The 17,226-nt window shown below is 40.1% G+C and carries 15 protein-coding genes; 2 read left to right on the forward strand and 13 right to left on the reverse strand.

The features are described from left to right. Positions 1 to 405: 405 nt before the first annotated feature. Positions 406 to 783, reverse strand: coding sequence for a hypothetical protein (locus tag ACED20_RS20595; RefSeq protein ID WP_294225978.1), 378 nt, complete (start codon positions 781 to 783; stop codon positions 406 to 408). Between the two features lie 838 nt (positions 784 to 1,621). After that, a complete protein-coding gene (locus ACED20_RS20600; RefSeq protein ID WP_378106606.1) occupies positions 1,622 to 2,353 on the reverse strand; it encodes an acyl-CoA desaturase in 732 nt (243 codons plus the stop codon). 291 nt (positions 2,354 to 2,644) lie between these two features. On the opposite strand from ACED20_RS20600, the gene ACED20_RS20605 reads away from it, so the two are divergent. Beyond that, positions 2,645 to 3,271 carry an NTP transferase domain-containing protein gene (locus ACED20_RS20605; protein ID WP_378106607.1) on the forward strand — a complete coding sequence of 209 codons (627 nt, stop codon included), beginning with the start codon at positions 2,645 to 2,647 and terminating at the stop codon, positions 3,269 to 3,271. Positions 3,272 to 3,883: 612 nt separating this feature from the next. Here ACED20_RS20605 and ACED20_RS20610 read toward each other — a convergent pair. The 3 genes from ACED20_RS20610 to fdhD form a co-directional block, all read right to left on the reverse strand. Then, complete coding sequence (locus ACED20_RS20610; RefSeq protein WP_378106609.1) at positions 3,884 to 6,283, reverse strand: FdhF/YdeP family oxidoreductase; 2,400 nt, start codon at positions 6,281 to 6,283, stop codon at positions 3,884 to 3,886. 22 nt (positions 6,284 to 6,305) lie between these two features. Then, the gene (locus ACED20_RS20615; protein WP_294239721.1) at positions 6,306 to 6,656 is read right to left on the reverse strand and encodes a DUF7009 family protein; all 351 of its coding nucleotides are present in this window, start codon (positions 6,654 to 6,656) and stop codon (positions 6,306 to 6,308) included. A 236-nt stretch (positions 6,657 to 6,892) separates the two neighbouring features. Continuing rightward, complete coding sequence (gene fdhD, locus ACED20_RS20620; RefSeq protein ID WP_294225964.1) at positions 6,893 to 7,765, reverse strand: formate dehydrogenase accessory sulfurtransferase FdhD; 873 nt, start codon at positions 7,763 to 7,765, stop codon at positions 6,893 to 6,895. A 453-nt stretch (positions 7,766 to 8,218) separates the two neighbouring features. Here fdhD and ACED20_RS20625 point away from each other — a divergent pair, with 453 nt between their 5' ends. Beyond that, positions 8,219 to 8,929 carry a DUF1826 domain-containing protein gene (locus ACED20_RS20625; RefSeq protein WP_294232115.1) on the forward strand — a complete coding sequence of 237 codons (711 nt, stop codon included), beginning with the start codon at positions 8,219 to 8,221 and terminating at the stop codon, positions 8,927 to 8,929. Between the two features lie 271 nt (positions 8,930 to 9,200). On the opposite strand, the gene ACED20_RS20630 is transcribed toward ACED20_RS20625, so the two are convergent. From ACED20_RS20630 to ACED20_RS20665, 8 genes are all read right to left on the reverse strand, one after another. Beyond that, positions 9,201 to 10,514, reverse strand: coding sequence for an ATP-binding protein (locus tag ACED20_RS20630; protein WP_294239724.1), 1,314 nt, complete (start codon positions 10,512 to 10,514; stop codon positions 9,201 to 9,203). 14 nt (positions 10,515 to 10,528) lie between these two features. After that, positions 10,529 to 11,104, reverse strand: coding sequence for a hypothetical protein (locus tag ACED20_RS20635; protein WP_378106613.1), 576 nt, complete (start codon positions 11,102 to 11,104; stop codon positions 10,529 to 10,531). 32 nt (positions 11,105 to 11,136) lie between these two features. After that, on the reverse strand, positions 11,137 to 11,976 hold the full coding sequence (locus ACED20_RS20640; protein WP_294232123.1) for a hypothetical protein: 840 nt from the start codon (positions 11,974 to 11,976) through the stop codon (positions 11,137 to 11,139). A 53-nt stretch (positions 11,977 to 12,029) separates the two neighbouring features. Further along, positions 12,030 to 13,898 (reverse strand): hypothetical protein, encoded by a 1,869-nt coding sequence (locus ACED20_RS20645; RefSeq protein WP_295220268.1) that lies wholly within the window; start codon positions 13,896 to 13,898, stop codon positions 12,030 to 12,032. Positions 13,899 to 14,521: 623 nt separating this feature from the next. Then, positions 14,522 to 14,731 carry a hypothetical protein gene (locus ACED20_RS20650; RefSeq protein WP_378106616.1) on the reverse strand — a complete coding sequence of 70 codons (210 nt, stop codon included), beginning with the start codon at positions 14,729 to 14,731 and terminating at the stop codon, positions 14,522 to 14,524. 57 nt (positions 14,732 to 14,788) lie between these two features. Beyond that, on the reverse strand, positions 14,789 to 15,658 hold the full coding sequence (locus tag ACED20_RS20655) for a hypothetical protein (RefSeq protein ID WP_294321197.1): 870 nt from the start codon (positions 15,656 to 15,658) through the stop codon (positions 14,789 to 14,791). After that, complete coding sequence (locus ACED20_RS20660; RefSeq protein WP_378106620.1) at positions 15,658 to 15,978, reverse strand: hypothetical protein; 321 nt, start codon at positions 15,976 to 15,978, stop codon at positions 15,658 to 15,660. The genes ACED20_RS20655 and ACED20_RS20660 overlap by 1 nt, the downstream gene beginning before the upstream one ends. Beyond that, the gene (locus ACED20_RS20665; RefSeq protein WP_294239738.1) at positions 15,965 to 16,417 is read right to left on the reverse strand and encodes a hypothetical protein; all 453 of its coding nucleotides are present in this window, start codon (positions 16,415 to 16,417) and stop codon (positions 15,965 to 15,967) included. Before ACED20_RS20665 ends, ACED20_RS20660 begins: the two co-directional genes overlap by 14 nt. Between the last annotated feature and the right edge of the window lie 809 nt (positions 16,418 to 17,226).

The raw sequence follows: 17,226 nt of genomic DNA on the forward strand, positions 1-17,226 counted from the left end.
GATTTCTTCGAAATGACAAAAGGAGTGGACTATGGAAATAAAGTAATGATGACGTGGCTTCGATTCACCTCAGCCACCGAAAGTTGCCGTTCTTTTCAATGCTCAATGAAAAAATATAAAAATCTTCGATTCTTTAAGCTTTTGTACGCTTATTCAGCAATCGGCATTTAGCTTTATTATACAGCATAATAATCTTTTGTGACTTTTGTGGTTAAAAATATCTCCAGCAGATCCGTACAGATTTTCACGAATGTTTATATTTATGGAAAGTTTCACTTTTGAATTCTGCCGTTTGTCATAAGTTTTTCAGGTGTTTTTATTATATGTTATTTCTTAACATTCTAAATATAAAACCTCCGCATGCTAAGACATCCGGAGGTTTTATTTTGTTACTGTTGATAAAATTTACGCGTTGAAATGTTCCTTTACTTTTTCCAGGACCTGCTCATCGCTCATCTGCTGGGCGGTATCCAGTTGGATCTTGAGGTTTTTGAACTGTGGGGTTTCTTCCAGGTAATGCTTGAATTCTTCCTGTACGGTTCCCGGCCCGATGATCAATACTTCCTGGGAGTTGATCAGCAGGTGCTCGATTTCCTTGAAGTATTTGACGCGATTGGTCTGTTCGGCGTTGTTGCCGGCATTTTCGCTGGAGTTTCCATGCTGGATCTCGGCTTTTACCGGGCTGCACAGGAAAAACTTAAAGGCATTCTGCGCATCATGGTTTTTAACGACGATGGCTTTCTCTTTGTCCATCCAGATCCCGGCTAATTTTTTTTCTGACATAATATTCTATTTTGGTGATGGGTGTGATCTTACAAGAATGGTGCAAACTTAGGTTAAAAGCTGTTAAAAATGGGAGATGTCCAGATGATCGTGTTTTGTTTTGATTTCGGTGGGATTTTATACCATGGATTTTCACAGATGAAAGCACTTTATTTTAACACATAAGTTACAAAGAAAGATCTAAAATTTTGCGCATATTTTTAGAACACATGAGATTAAAAATCAAAGATTTTTAAAACTTTAGCGGACGAAAATCTTCCACAGATCTGCACGGATTTCCACGGATGATTGCGCTCATTTTTAGTACATGAGTCATATCAGATTTAATTTCCTGGTGGCTAAGCGCAGTCGAAGCCCGTGTATTTTAGGACACATAAGATTAAAATCAAAGATTTTTTAAACTTTAGCGGATGAAAATCTTCCACAGATCTGCACGGATTTTCACAAATGAAAGCGCTTTGCTTTAACACATAAGTCACAAAGAAAGATTTAAAATTTTGCGCATATTTTTAGAACACATGAGATTAAAAGTCGAAGATTTTTAAAAATGTTCACGGAAATTCAACACTCTGTCTGTCACTGACTGCATCGAATCTTCGAATTCCACAGGAATCCCGACATCGTATATGCGAACAGCAAGGAAAGATTCGCTTTTAGATTTTTAGCAGAAATCGGAGAGTCGACACAACAACCATAATGAAGTAGCCTAAGTGTTTTGTTTACAGGATTCTGCTTTAAACCACCCCGTCAAAAATTCCTTTGGAATTTTCGCCACCCCTCCAAAGGAGGGGAATTTTTATTGGCGGGTATTTTTAGATTGAAGTTATTTGATTTAGTTTCAGGCGGTATTCCTAATGCGGATAATCCTCAGCTTATGAAGCATCCGCATGGTCTGGAAACCCATGTCCCACTCGAACCAGCGGGACGCATTGTTCGGTCTCTGGGGATGCATGTGATGGTTGTTGTGATAGGCTTCACCCCAGAAAAGAAAATCAACAGGAAGAATGTTTTTGGAGGTATTGGTCATCTGATAGTTTTCATACCCGAATTTGTGGGCCCACCAGTTGACGGCCATTCCCTGAAGGGATCCCATGATGATGGTTGCGGGCAGAAAGAGCCACTGCCACCACGCCGTTGCCAGCAGGGCATAAATGGCAATATAAACGCCAATCCAGATCAATCGGGTGATGTAGTTGTGGGCAAAACGGTCGAAGCTTTCCCAGTCCGGAAGGTTCTTTTTATACTTTTCGGGCGCATCGGTCTTACCGATGTAGAGGTGGAAATAGTTGGTCCGTGTCGTCCACATCATGAGAAAAGGATTCGGATCGTTGTGGGGCGAATGGGGATCTTCGGGTTTATCGGTATGGGCGTGGTGCAAACGGTGCATCAGGCCATAGGTATAAGCGCTGATATATGAAGAACCTTGGGTGATAAAGCATCCGAGGTAGAAGACCCGTTCCCAGAATTTCGACATGGTAAAGAGGTTATGTGCCGCGTAGCGGTGATGAAACACCGACTGGAAAAAAAGCGAGGTATACCAGTGTATGATGATGAAAATGAATAAAGCCATAAGATAGGGATTAAAAAATTGAACAAATGATTTCTAAAGCAGCGCCAATGAAAGTGAGGAAGATAAGCGGGCTACTTATTTGTATATACGACTTATCGGGGCCCGCAGTTTTCCTGCTCCTGATTTGTGCTACCGGTTGTCCGGTTAAGTTCCTTCAAACCAGTCGATGGGAATGCCCATTTTTTTTTATCTTTGATAATCTTACCGATGAAATTCCGAAAATTAAAAGTTAATGCCGTTACGGTGAATGTTAAACGATAATGGCGGAGGATGTGCATGTAAGAAAAGTAAATGAAACCCGATCCAATGATTTTCCCCAACGCTCCTACTCCATTTTTACTCAACGGTCTTGTACTGGCCGGCGGCAAAAGCTCCCGGATGGGAGTCGCCAAAGAAAAGATCCAATGGCACGGAAAAGAACAGCAATATGCCATGGCCGACCTGCTGGCTCCGTTTTGCGACGGAGTGTTTATTTCCTGCCGCCAAGATCAGCTAAAAAACATAGATGGAAGCTATTTAGCTCTTCCCGATGGATTTACGGAATTCGGCCCGCTTGGCGGGATTTTATCGGCACTGGATTTCAACAGGGATATAGCGTGGATGGTGGTGGCCTGCGATCTACCGCTGCTTGATAAAAAGGCACTGGCTTTTCTTGTTCAGCAAAGAAATCCTGAGAAGGTGGCTACAACTTACGAAAGTCCGGCGGACGGAGGTCCGGAGCCGTTGGCGGCCATTTGGGAGCCGAAGAGTTTTCCGCTGCTGATGGATTTTATTAAAACCGGGAGCCTTTCGCCAAGGAAATTTTTGATGGACAATGATATTCTAATGTTGAAGCCAGAAGATCCAAATGTTTTGAAGAATGTGAATACGCCGGAAGAGAGGGTGGAAATTCAGCAGATGATAGAGAATTCCCGGTGAATTTAGTGTTATCACACACAGATTTTGCAGATTACGCAGATTTCTTTTAACACAAAGATTTTATTCTCTATGTGGATATTTTTAAGGGAGCAAAAGAAGGAATCAGCAAGCTGATCTGATGAAGCGTACGCTTATTTTTTTGATTATTAATTTAGAATCGTGTTTAATATCTGTGTAGCTTACAATAATCAGAATTGCAGTAGAATTCCAAAGGAGTTCTATCTTCTTTAAATAGATTCTGCATCATTTATGTTGAAAATCAGATAGCACCTATGGCGTGCTTTTTCGATGATTTAAATTTATCCTACACAGATTTTACTCCTACAGAGTATGGCTTTATTGTTTTAAAATCTTTTATTTCAAATCCAGATATGTTCCCTTTAAAAGGCAGGATAGCGCATGTAGATTTTGCAGATTATGCATATTTTTTTAACGCAAAGATTTTGCTTCTCTGTGGATAGTTTTTAGGGAGCAAAGAAGGAATCAGCGAGCTGATTGATGAAGCAGACGTTTTATTTCACGCTGCTTTGCAGCTGCTTTTGCTATCGAAGGATTTTTCTAGTTTATTTACAAAACTCAATGCACGAAATTATCCGTGCATTGAAGAATATTTTATCCCGGGTTGGTTCCGGTAGCGGCGATGATATGATCGTCGACTTTCCGGTAAATGTCGGGGTTGTGCTTTTTGATTTTGATGCGGACATATTTTGAGGCAGGCATGTTGGCACCGTCGACGACGTTGTTGATGGATACCAGGACATTCGTTTCCGGGAAATAGGTCATAGTGCTTTTCTGCGGAATTTTATATGTAACTATGATAAACAAAGGCGCAATCCGTTCGATACCGTCGTCGTAATTGAACAGGTCTACCTTATCCCCTTCTTTGAGTCCTGCTTTTTCGATATCTTTTTCGTTCATCATGACAATCCTTCGTTCATTGAAAATCCCACGGTAACGGTCGTCCAGTCCGTAGACCACGGTATTGAACTGGTCGTGGGTACGGGTGGTGGCCATCAGATACTCGTCATCCGCCAGGGAATTGTCGGGAACCGGAGTAATGTTAAATGATGCCTTTCCCGGAACATGTTCACTGCTGAATTTTCCGTCGCGAGGCCCATTCGGAAGATAGAACCCTCCTTTTTGGACTACCCGTTCGTTATAATTTTCAAATCCGGGAATGCATTGGGAGACATCATCGCGGATGGCATCATAGCTGTTCATAAAGCGGTCCCAATCGATAACGGAACGATCACCCAGGACGGCTTTTGCCATTCTGCATACGACATGGGTTTCATTGATCAGGTGTTCTGAGATCGGTTCCAATACTCCCCTGGACCACTCTACCACGCCCATGGAATTTTCCGTGCTGATGTGCTGCAATTCCCCATTGACAATATCTTTTTCACTCCGCGAAATCACCGGTAAAATAAGGGCTTCTTCTCCATGGATAAGGTGACCGCGGTTCAGCTTTATGGAAACCATGACCGACATTTCAAGCTTTCGCATCGCTTCTGCGGTATACGTTGTATCCGGAGCAGCCGAAAGCAGGTTTCCACCCATGCAGAACATGAATTTTATCTTCCCGTCATGCATGGCTTTAATGGCTTTTACGACATCATACCCTCCTTCTCTCGGCGGTTTGAATCCGTAAAATTTTTCCAGGGCATCCAATTGTTCGTCGGTGGGCTTATGATTTATCAGTAAGGTCCTATTTCCCTGCACGTTGCTGTGTCCGCGGACCGGACACACACCGCCGCCTTTGATTCCGATGCTTCCTTTCATCAGCAAAAGGTTGACGATATTGTAGATCATATCGACGCCATTGTGCTGCTGCGTAATGCCCATTCCCCAGCAGATGATAATCCGTTTCTTAGTGGCGATCATCTGTGCGGCTTCTTTTAGTTGTTCAACCGGGATTCCAGATTCTTCCGCCAGGAATTGGAGGTCATACCGTTTCAGTTCTTCCGTTAAAGCTTCAAAGCCGGCTGTTTTTTCGGCAATGAAATTATGATCAAGAACTTTCCCGGGATTTTTTTCTTCCTCTTCCAGAAGCAGGAGCTGCAAAGCCTTTAATAAGGCCATATCGCCGTTGATTTTAACCGGCAGATAAAGATCGGACAGTTCAAAAGGTTTGCTGATGAGTGCCAGAGGTTTCTGAGGGTCCCTGAATCCCATAAGTCCGGCTTCCGGAAGCGGATTAACGGCCATGATCTTTGCGCCGTTTTTCTTTCCTTTCGTTAATGCAGAAAGCATTCTCGGGGAATTGGTCCCGGGATTCTGGCCCATGATGATGATGAGATCGGACTCATAAAAATCTTCCAGCTTTACCGAGCCTTTTCCGAATCCGATACAGCGGGTCAATGCGTAACCGGAGGTTTCGTGGCACATATTTGAACAATCGGGGAAATTATTGGTCCCAAATTCCCGTCCGAAGAGCTGGTACACCCAGGTAGCCTCATTGCTGGTGCGTCCGGAAGTGTAAAACATGGCTTCATCCGGGGAATGCAGCCCGTTGAGCTTTTCAGCAATTTTAGTGAAAGCATCATCCCAACTGATCGGCTGATAATGGGTTCCGCCTTTCGGAAGGTACATCGGTTCGGTAATCCTTCCCAACTGGCTGATCTGGTAATCTGTCATTTTCGACAAATCGTATACCGAATTTTTCCTGAAGAAATCCGCAGCGATCTTTTTGGAAGTGGCTTCCTCCGCAAGGGCTTTGGCTCCGTTTTCGCAATATTCGGCAATTCTGGAACGGTCGTCATCGGGATCCGGCCAGGCACAGCTCGGACAGTCGAAACCGTCAAACTGGTTCATGCTGAATAATGCTCTTCCACCCCTCAGGATAGACGCATCACGCACCAGCTGTTCTATGGAATGCATGACCGCCGGAACGCCCGCCGCCCATTTTTCGGGCGATCTCAGTTTCAGGTTCCTCAAGGTAAAGGGAGTTTCCGCTATGGGTGATTTTCCGTTTTTGAGATCTGTATCGGTATTGATTCGTTTATTCTCCATATGGTTGTGATTGAAGGTAATATCAGCATTTGGCGTTGGGATTGGGGTAATTGTCACTTTGGTCTTCCAGGGTGTTGTCCAGGCATACAAAGTCTTTTTCGACCAGTATTTTAATTTTTCCGGACTGCCCGTCGAATCCTACCCGGCCGGTTGAAACCCACTCGCTGACCATAGCTGCCGGCATCATAAGGACCATTCTATTTTCAGCAAATGCTGCCGAGAGAGGACCGTCTTCTGTTCTTTCGATGGCATAGGTAAATGTTTGATCTGGGAATTCAGTTTGTCCGGAGATGATTCCTGTTTTGCCAAGTTCCGCTACTTCGGATTGGGTGAGGCGAAAGCGTATGCTGTTGTCTTTTATTCTGATTTTCATTGATTTAATTCAATTTTATATTTTCTAGGGAAAGTTCACTTTAATTTTAAACTCCGGCTTTGTTACTGCTGCTTTTCATTGACGCAAAGACTTATTTAAATGGTTATATATTATAGCTAGCAAAGAGGGAAGCAAACTGATTTGGAGAAGCGGACATTTGATGTATAATATTTTAAATGCTTTTATCATTATTTTATTCCTTTTCTTAAATATGAAAGTGATATCTTACATTTAATTTATTGCATTAAAATTTGAATTTGACTGCTTGTATGGTAGATATTAAACCGGTTGTCCCGGAGAAATCCTAATAGCGTTATATCAAATTCTTTTGCCAAATCTACGGCTAAGCTTGAAGGTGCCCCAATCGCAGCTACCACATCAATTCCCGCCATGGCCGCCTTTTGGATCAGCTCAAAGCTGGCTCTGCCGCTCAGAACCAAAATATGTTCCCGCAGTGGCAGCTGTCCTGAAAGCAGTGTATTTCCTATCAGTTTATCCAGAGCATTGTGCCTGCCTACGTCTTCCCGTAAAGCCAAAAGATTACCTTTCCCATCAAAAAGCCCGGAAGCATGGATGCCGCCGGTCGCGCTGAAATTATTCTGAAAAGTCCGCAGTTTTTCCGCTAACTGATAAATTGTCTCCACGGAAATACTTTGTGGTGGTCTTTCATCATTCCGAAAAGTGCTCACGGTTTTTATCGATTCAATGGAGCCTTTTCCGCATACGCCACAGCTGGAGGTAGTGTAAAAATTACGGTCAGCATTCATAAGCTGAGGAATATAACCTTCGGCAAGTTCAACTGTGATGATATTTCCACTGTTCCGGGAACAGACTTCCTTCTGATAGTATATCTGTTTTATTTGACTTTGCTCTGAAATGATTCCTTCCGTGAATAAGAATCCTGCTGCCAGCTCGGCATCATTTCCCGGCGTACGCATCGTCACGGATATATTTTTCTTTAGTTTCTGTCCATCCTCCAAATAAGAAACCCGGATTTCCAACGGTTCCTCCACCGAAACCTCATCCGTACAGGAAAAGCTTTGATGGTCTTTTGCCCTGACGATTTCTATTTTCTTTACAGGATTATGTTCGAGAATGCCGGCTTTCATATTTTTTAGGATTTCGGATGGTATTTTATCATCAATCTTGATACCACAGACGTAAATGTACGATTTTTATGACTGAAATCATAGCTGTGGTAAAATGGATGCGGATTTGCATTGAAGGATGACGGGCCCGGTTTATTGTGTTTTTTGTTATGGTTTTTCTGGGTTTTGCCTGTTCTCTTTTCAATTTATCTCTCAACCTTTTTGTGTCTGATGTATCGGGCCTTGCCCGATTCTATGGTAAGTTGCCCCGTTGGGGCTTGTATTCTTACGTTTTATAATCTCATGTGAATTCATCAGATTGCATCCGATTCTATGGTAAGTCGTCCCTTTGGAGCTTGATGGGGTGTTTTTAATTCATAGATTTATCCTGTTGATTACGATGGTGATGATGCTGTTATTTTAAATGATGGATAACCACCTGTTGTTTATTATCTTTGCGGATAATTTTGAATCATGAAGTCATTTTCCGAAAATTTATTTTCCGATAATTCGCAGGTGGGTGTGGTTTCCGGATTTTCCGAACTGGTGGGTACGGAATTCCAGGGAAGGGTGAATGCGCTTTGCTGGCAAAGGGATCTTGAAGGTGATTTTAAGGAAATTGTATCCAAGCTTCCGTTAAAAGAGAACATCACTGAAGTTTCCATCAATGATCTTCTTGCATTGTCGCTTTCAAAACAAGGTAATATTGCGAGGGAAATTATTCTGAGCGACCTTCAGCTGTTGACGGATTTTGGAGCTCTGCCCACTCTTAATCTGTTAAAGTGTTATGAACGGGATGAAGAACTAGATTTTTTTTCTACTGATGTATATTCTTATCATGTAGACCGTTCGTCCATCGGAACCGATACGTTTTTATGCACGTATGACGGCGCGTCCAGTGATATTATTCCGAATGCGAAGGTAACTCAGAAAATCCTGATTCCGGAGATCCGCGAAAAGCTGAAAGAGCTGCACGACGGTCCGGAAAGCGAGTTTGAAGATTTTCTAAAGGAATGCTTTTTCGACCTTCATTATCAACCGAACCCCGGCGCTCAACCTACCAACCTGGGAACCGGCCATCTTTGGCGGCTGGCGGTAGATCATCCGCAGCAGCAGGTTTTACCGTGTGTTCACAGGGCTCCGGTTGAAAATGACGGAGAGTACAGATTACTGTTGATCTGCTGATTGAGAGACTGGAAAAGGAAAGCCGGATGCCGGAAGTTTTTTTGTCAACAGTAGTGGTAATCTTTAATATGAAATGATATTATTTGTTATTCAGTTAAAGGAAATTCCTTTAAAACCTTTATTATCTCTTGAATCTTTACTTTCATTTCACTAATCCGGAGAATAAATTCAATAATATTGTTTTTCTCAATATTCCATAAAAAAACAGCATTGAAATGATGCTGTTAAAGTCTGGTATTGGTTAATGATTGGGTATCAGGGAATATTGAATTTATGTAAATATTTTGTCTTCTTTTATATACTCTTTTTTGATGCTTTCGAGCAACATGTCGATATTAACTTTGTAATCCTGTTTTTCAGATGAGATGGCTTTTAAGCTGACATCCTGTATTACATTCATAATGTTTGAACCGGTAAGTTCGTATCTTTTAGCGATCTGTTCCAGATTGATATCTTCCAGATGCAACTGCACAGGCAGATTCTGCTGCCAGATACGCAGCCGCTCCTCATGTTTCGGATTGCTGAATTTGATACAACTGTGAAAGCGCCTGCTGAAGGCCTGGTCCATATTGTTTTTAAAGTTGGAAGCGAGAATGATAAGCCCTGAAAACGTTTCTATCCGCTGCAGCAGATAAGATACTTCCTGATTGGCGTATTTATCATGGGCATCTTTTACACTGGTCCGTTTACCGAAAATGGCATCTGCTTCATCAAAGAAGAGAATCCAGTTTTTGTTTTCCGCTTTGTCGAATAACTTAGCCAGCTGTTTTTCCGTTTCCCCGATGTATTTTGAAACCAGCATAGAGACGTCTACTCTAAATACCGGCCGGCCGGTGTATTTTCCCAAAAGACTGGCCGCAAGGGTTTTTCCTGTTCCCGGGTCACCGTAAAACAGCACCCGGAAGCCCGGCTTGAGTTTTTTCTGCATACCCCAATCTTCCATGAGAATCCGGCTGCTGCCGTACCAGGATTCGATGCTCTGAAGCTCATCCAGCGTTTTCTGCGGCAAAATAAGATCCGTCCATGACCTACCGGTTTGAAGCTGTTCTGCCGGAAAGTCACCGCTCATTTTCGGCAGCAGTTCCCATCCTAACATCATGGCATTGAAAGTTTCTTTATGAACACTGATAAGGCTGTTTGCGGGCAGGTACTCATTGCCTGAACCGGAAAATACAATAATCTCATGCCTGATCAAAACGGCATCCGGATTGAAATAGTCCAGTGCTTTTAAACGCTCCGATATGCTTTCACCACCTAAAATATACTGAACTGCCTGAATGGTCGGGTAAAAAAGTCTTCCGTTATCATTGAGGGAACAGAAATCAAACAGCGGACTGTCGGAATATTCCTTATAAATACGTTTTAATAACGACGGATCCAGCCGTGGCAACAAAGCAGCGAGGAGAATGATGACTTCCTGATGGGTAAGTTTTTTTTCTGAAATGTAATTTCCCAAAGGAAAACCTTCGTAATCGCTGATGCTGAATGCAGGCATTCCGGTAAAATCTTCCGAAGGGTTACCTATACGCCATATAATGACATCTTCCAGATGGGTAAAGAGTTTTTGTAATTGTTCTGAGGCCATTGTTTTGCTTATTTTTATGTAATCTGGTAAAGAAGCGAATCTTTCATGGTTTCTCCATTCGGTAATGTATGATTAAGGATCTGCAATACTTCCGGATTGTCTTCACTGATCACTGCCTGCTGCAGTTCGGCTGAACCGTTTTCAATAAAGCCATTGATAAGGTTTTTGATCACTCCTGATTTCTGATAGCCAGAATAGTGATTGAAGAGAAAATCGATGTACTGCTTTACGCCGAACCTTATACCTGCTTCCTGCAGATAATTAATTACCCGTTTCCGTCTTTTGGTGATCATTTCGGCACTTTCTGCAATGGAGAACGGCACAAAAACGGGCTTGGTCAATACGGGATTTCCATGGACATCAAACCATTTGATAAGTATGTTCGAGCCGGTTAAATAACCATTTTCATCCAATTCATCAGAAAAGGTTTTCTCGATGGCAAGTATGGTCTGTTTTTTATCCAGAAAATAGCCTGCACTTATTTTCTTCCCTTTTTTATAAACGGGTTCGCCTTTTACGATTCCGTTGAGAATGGTGATATCGGTCGCCATTACTTCAAGAGGAGTAAGCGTCCTGAGATGTTGATTCAATTCAAATATTTTTAGTTGCATTGTTCTTCTTTTTAAAAATAATTACATTCGATTCTTAAATTTCTTATTCCATACGTTTGGTTACCCCAAGTTTCACTATTCTGTCCGGCGTACATATAACTGGTCGTTAAAAGACTATTATTTTCCGCATTATAAATGCTACACTGTACATTTTTATTACTTTTTCTAAGGTCTGCCTTATAATAAAAGTTTAAATAATCCCATACATCATAAAGATTAACATCCAAATCTTTTGCTGTGTATTGGTAAAAAATATAACTTCCGTCGGCCTTATATTGAATATTTTCCCCGGTATTATTAATAAACTTAATATTTGTTTTTATAATATTTATCGTTCGTCCTATATATTGTCGGTTTATCTGAAGAGAAAACCATTTGGCATCAGAGTTTGCCAACTCAAAATCAGCAGGAATTACCGGAAGATTGTTTCCAAATAACTTATTCACGACGGTCTTCTGGTCAACAGCAAAAGTCAGATAATAGTATTCTCCTTCTGCCAATCCGTCATTTGGAAAATCTATGACTTTAACCGTATACGGAGCACTGCCTAAAAAATATTTTTTCTGTTGAGATCCATTATAATTTTCTACATTAACTATTTCTTCCTTTTCACCTTTTGATCCTAATGAAATCAAGAATTTTCTATCGAGATTATATCCATTATAATTAATGTATGTATTATTGATTGATGCCAAGCTGTTGGCTAGAATTGCGACTTCTCTATTGGTCGGGATATCGTCTTTATGTTTTAAGGCATCGATAACTGCCGCAAACTGATTCTGGGTAGGGACTTTATCGGTTTCGAAATAGGTTTTCAGTTCCTCCCGTGTGGGTAATTTGTTGTTTTCCATAGAGGTTATATTTTTGTTTTAATTTTTAACGGTTCTATCAGGAGATTTGATTTTTAAGCTTCTATATAATAAGTTCCAAAATCAGTTCTACAACCAACACTATTATTACGCCCAAAGCGTTTTAACATAACCAATGGTTTAAAGGAATTAACACCTGTTACGTCGGTATTAAAAGTTTTAACCGAATTAGCTGCCCTAACCGTAATATTAAGTATATTACCTACTTTAGTAAATATAAGGATAGAATCTGTTGCCGTTATTTTATAATTTGCAGGAGTACTATCATAACCCTGTTCTATAAAATTAACATTATTATTATCTATCCATGTTCCGGTGGATAGACTTGATAAGAACCCACTTAAAATGCCTACATTATCAGTTGCCGAGCTTTGAGTAATACCTACAATACCCTGATTGTTATCATAGGATGAACCGTGTCCAAATGATGATCCTATTTTAAATACCCAGTTTTTCTTAGCCGGAAGCACTAGATTAGGATAGGCACATGCCATAACTTCTCCAGTAGAAAAGGACTCAGGAGCATTGCATTTCAAAGATATTCCATTAGAAGCTGTCATTACAGCACCAGTATTAGGATTTGCATTTACTAAATTCCAATCTTTTACAGTTAAATCTGTAAATTCTAAATTTCCAATATTCATAATAAATCTGTTTAAATCCTCCACATTGGTATCCAATGCCGTCGGACTGTTTGTGTAAGTGTGAACGATATTTAAGGTTTGTGACGTAGGGGTAGCGGGATTCGGTAAGGTATCCGGGATTGAGACTACTAAAGCATCCCCTTCTACGACCTGTTTTGTGTTGGGATCTACCCTGAGTACTTTAGGATAATTGGTAAAATCGCTTCCCGTATCCTTTAAACCTTTTAAATAATAGGGGTTTCCAGAGGTATCCCAGGTAAAATTCGCATTCTGGGTAAAAGCCCTTGCCTGGATATTCGTTAAGTCTGCCGTAGCGATATTGGCTCCGCCTAAAGACTGCCATGAACTTCCGTTCCATAAATAATATCCCGCAGAACCGTCCGTCTGATAGACCATCGCACCGGTCTGTGCCGTCCCCAATATGATAGAAAGTCGCTGTGCCTGGGTCATTCTCGGTGCAATAAGAGCTGCTTTACTGGTAGAATCTACAGACCATACAATATTGCTGTAATTATTGCTTCCAATTCCCAAGCTTGTACCGTTATCCTGAAGGATGCTGTTGGTAAATGCGGAGCCGCTCCATCTTCCAAGATAGTTGGCTGTGAGGGCGGGTTTATCAAACTTGTTGTTGAATGTATTCCAGTCTGTATTGCTGAGATATCCGGAGGTATTTGTATTGGCCTGTAAAATACTCAATGATTTATCAGACTGCAAATTGCCTCCGCCCTGCAGGGGATAAGCCGTATTGAGAGTTACTGTTTTATCCACTTTATTATCCAGCAATGCCTGCAGACCGCCAATGTTGGACACGGTAAAGGCAATACCCGATAGTACGCTACCCCGGCTGTCCTTTAACTGTAAGCTATTAGCATTCAGCGATAACTGTACACCCACATTTTTCACGAAGTCTGCTACCGGAATACTGTCCAGCAGCTTATTATCGACATTATAAAGCTCTAATGAAGCGGTTTCCGTGTTGTACCTCAAATCCGTACCTTCATCATCTAACGTCTGTAAGGAAATCTCCGAAACCAGCTTACCTTTGGAGTCTGACAATGAAAGTTTACGGTCGGTGGGAGACCATTTCAGATCATATTTTAATGATAAGCCTTCCAGATCTTCGATTTTTTCTCTTGGAATATTATCCTGTTTATGCCAATAGGAATCTATCAGCTCCCCAAACTGGCCCTGCGTAGGATGTTTGTCTGTTTCAAAATAGGTTTTCAGCTCCTCTCTTGTTGATAATTTGTTGTTTTCCATATACCTTTATATTTTAAATCTTTATGTTTACGCATGCTTATTCTGAAACCCTTTTTCTGCGCACGCAATAGTTTTAAATCATTTACTCGAATTCTGTAAAAGTTTCCAAAATTTTTTCAGTAGCTTCAGCAATTCTTACGGTTTCATAATCAGATGACTAAACACTTAATTTCAGCGTTCAAAATTGATCTTTTTTCCGTTCTTACCCAAGCTTTTTGCCTGCTGCATTCAGTAGTTGCAGCAGCTTGTGGAAACCTATCCGGATGCGTAGTTAGATTTTTGCCTAACAGAATATTTACTGTGTCCTGTAATGAAAAATATCAAAATTGTAAAAAGTCTGATTGTATGTTTACCTGAACAAAGAAACCCGGACTATAACTCCAGTTTTTTTTAAGTATGTTAATTTTTCTAGTCCTAAATTAAAAAAGCCATCTCATTATCTAAGATAGCCTTTTATAATTTTTTCAAAGGGTTATTTTTTAAGAGGACATAAATGTCTTACTGATTCATTCTTTGGCATTTCTAATAATTTATTAACAGAAATTCAGTAATTATTTTTATGGTATAGATCAGCTCCATATTCTCATAGTATTTTATTTTACTGTCATCAATAAACATTGAACTTAAATTTTCCCCAAAGTTCTATAAACCGGCCACTGTAATCTTCCCAAGCAATCCTTTCGCCTTCCCTTCACAAAATTCCAGAACTTCACAATGGCATTCTCAATACGCTGCCTGATTTTCCGGATTACTCCCAAAACCTTATCCGTCAGTCCACCAAGATTCAGCAATGCAGCTAAAAAGCCAATCAGCACAGGAACAGCTCTTCCCAAGGCATTTTCAATCGCTTTGGCTACTACATCTACATTTCCGCTGGCAATGTTTTATTTTTACAATATATCATATTCAAAAACAAACATTTTCTCTGGATCATCGGGATCTAGTTCAGCTATAAGGACTTGGTTTTCGTTTAGTTTTTCCAATCCCCAATATCTGCTGTTCTCTTTAGCTGGCCTTGTTCTTAGTACCTTACCTTCGTAATCAAATACATACAGCATATGCTGATAACACAACACAATTTTATCTGCTATCAGACAACCTTTTATGTTACTGTATGCTCCTGTGTTATAAGTGTCTATTAAATTAGTATAAAAATTAACACGATCTATGGGTTCCGGCGCATCAAAGTGACTAATCACTTTTTCTTCTTCAGAAAGATAAATGCCTATTTCACTCTTTGTTTCATCATAGTTAAATTGATGATACAATACCATTTCACTATCATTAGTTATGAATAAAGTATTATAATATCCTATAAGAAAACTATAAATTCTACTAAAAGAAAGCATATTATTTTTTAAAACCAAAATAGAGGAATATTCAGTAAGTTTAAAACCTTTTAAGTTTAATAAGTAATAGCCATTTCCATCTCTTGTATATATAATTACTTCTTCTGGATTAAGATTTTTAAAAAGGTAAGTTTTAGGAACTTTTCTATCTTCGTATCGGTCTTCAAATACAATCTTATGTATATTTAAATCGTCTTCTAAGCAATACAAATCTGCATTTTGTAAATCGGTTACAAATACGCGTCCGTCTTTGTTTCTAACATCATAATTATCTAAATTCTCTTTTAAAGAGTAACTTATTTCTTTGATCTTTGTTTCCTCTTTCAAACTCCACTTAGTTATGCGATTATTCGTTATTGTAATTGGCATGTTGTTTAAAATACCTATCAATCCTTTATCTGTATGTATCATTAATTTGGTTTTTGTTTTAAAATTAAACTTTTTGCTTTATTAACATCTTCCATTCTTTCATGTATTTGAATAATTATCAATTCCTTATCATCTTTATTGTATATTGGGTAATGTTCAACTTCTTTTAATCCTTTTCTAGCTTCATCTAAATAATATTTTGCTTCATCCAAAGATATTCCCTTCAATCGTTTTACTTCGTCGATTTTTTGTTTCAGAGCTTCCAGTTCGTTTATTCTCATGATTCTTGAGATTTCTTTTCCGTCTAAAAGTTCCTGGGTTTCTTTAATGGCTGTTTTTAACTCATGTTTAGCTACTTCCACATCTTTGACCCGAATCTTTTTCATCCTTAGATTCTACGGCTATAATAGTTTTAACAAGATCTTGTTTAATTTCCTGCAATTTATTTTTGCCATTTTGAGCTTGCTGTTTCTCTTTTGTATTAAGATAGTTTATCGCATCATGATCTACAGCACTTTCTATCAGATCTTTTATTAAGCTTTTTATAGCTGAAGGATTTGTAGGTTTATTATGGTTTACAGCTTCTATAAAGTCGACCATTCTGTCTTCTAATCTGGCTTTGGTAGCCCCAAACTTTTGTGAATTAAAATCACCCGCACTACTTCTCTGTTCTACTTTTTTAACGGTCACATGAAATTCGTCAGCATCAACAACATTTGCTGCTTTTGCAAAACTATTCGATAATTGCGATTGACTAGCGGTTATTGAAGCTAAGGATCTAAAAGATTTGCCTAATCCCAAATTGAAAATATGATCTCCCCGTTTAGGCGCTCTGTCATTTTCTCTTTCTACGTCGGTACCTCCTCTTTCGGATTTACTTCTCCTTTAATGTGAGATGTTTCCTTTCCTTCTTTATCTACTTTAGTTGTAACAATCTTAAGTTCCTTCAAATCATAAGTTTCTTCCAATACATCTAATCGTTTTTGGATTTCCTTTTTATCAAGACTTTTGTCTTTCAGAAGTTTTGTCCCCTCCGAAATTCCCTTATGCAAGTCATGTTTCATTTCTTCCTGCGTACGGTTTTCTTCCTCTTTTTTAACTTTGTCTTTTTTATCCTTATTAGCAATCGCAATCTTACTCAATAACTTTCCTGCCTTCCCCTTCACAAAATTCCAGAACTTGACAATGGTATTCTCAATACGCTGCCTGATTTTCCGGATTACTCCCAAAACCTTATCCGTCAGTCCACCAAAATTCAACAACGCAGCTAAAAAGCCGATCAATACAGGGATTGATCTCCCTAAGGCATTTTCAATAGATTTGGCTACCGCACCTACATTTCCGCTGGCAGTGGCTTTGNAATTCAACAACGCAGCTAAAAAGCCGATCAATACAGGGATTGATCTCCCTAAGGCATTTTCAATAGATTTGGCTACCGCACCTACATTTCCGCTGGCAGTGGCTTTGATGCTGTTGGTGAAGGCTTTCACCAGCTCCATGATCTGTGCGGCCCGCTGGATGAAGAACTTCACGACATCGATGATCGCCATGGCTGCTTTTATGAAGGCTCCCACGGGAGTCAGCAAGCCCATCACCCATTTGATTCCCGC

The sequence above is a fragment of the Chryseobacterium sp. sg2396 genome (assembly GCF_042610505.1).
Classification (GTDB): Bacteria; Bacteroidota; Bacteroidia; order Flavobacteriales; family Weeksellaceae; genus Chryseobacterium.

Excerpts from the sequence above, each read along its gene's own strand:
- ACED20_RS20625 (WP_294232115.1), top strand. The coding sequence starts at position 8,219 with ATGAAGTCATTTTCCGAAAATTTATTTTCCGATAATTCGCAGGTGGGT.
- ACED20_RS20610 (WP_378106609.1), bottom strand. The coding sequence starts at position 6,283 with ATGGAGAATAAACGAATCAATACCGATACAGATCTCAAAAACGGAAAA.
- ACED20_RS20655 (WP_294321197.1), bottom strand. The coding sequence starts at position 15,658 with ATGATACATACAGATAAAGGATTGATAGGTATTTTAAACAACATGCCA.
- ACED20_RS20605 (WP_378106607.1), top strand. The coding sequence starts at position 2,645 with ATGAAACCCGATCCAATGATTTTCCCCAACGCTCCTACTCCATTTTTA.
- fdhD (WP_294225964.1), bottom strand. The coding sequence starts at position 7,765 with ATGAAAGCCGGCATTCTCGAACATAATCCTGTAAAGAAAATAGAAATC.
- ACED20_RS20595 (WP_294225978.1), bottom strand. The coding sequence starts at position 783 with ATGTCAGAAAAAAAATTAGCCGGGATCTGGATGGACAAAGAGAAAGCC.
- ACED20_RS20645 (WP_295220268.1), bottom strand. The coding sequence starts at position 13,898 with ATGGAAAACAACAAATTATCAACAAGAGAGGAGCTGAAAACCTATTTT.
- ACED20_RS20615 (WP_294239721.1), bottom strand. The coding sequence starts at position 6,656 with ATGAAAATCAGAATAAAAGACAACAGCATACGCTTTCGCCTCACCCAA.
- ACED20_RS20600 (WP_378106606.1), bottom strand. The coding sequence starts at position 2,353 with ATGGCTTTATTCATTTTCATCATCATACACTGGTATACCTCGCTTTTT.
- ACED20_RS20630 (WP_294239724.1), bottom strand. The coding sequence starts at position 10,514 with ATGGCCTCAGAACAATTACAAAAACTCTTTACCCATCTGGAAGATGTC.
- ACED20_RS20640 (WP_294232123.1), bottom strand. The coding sequence starts at position 11,976 with ATGGAAAACAACAAATTACCCACACGGGAGGAACTGAAAACCTATTTC.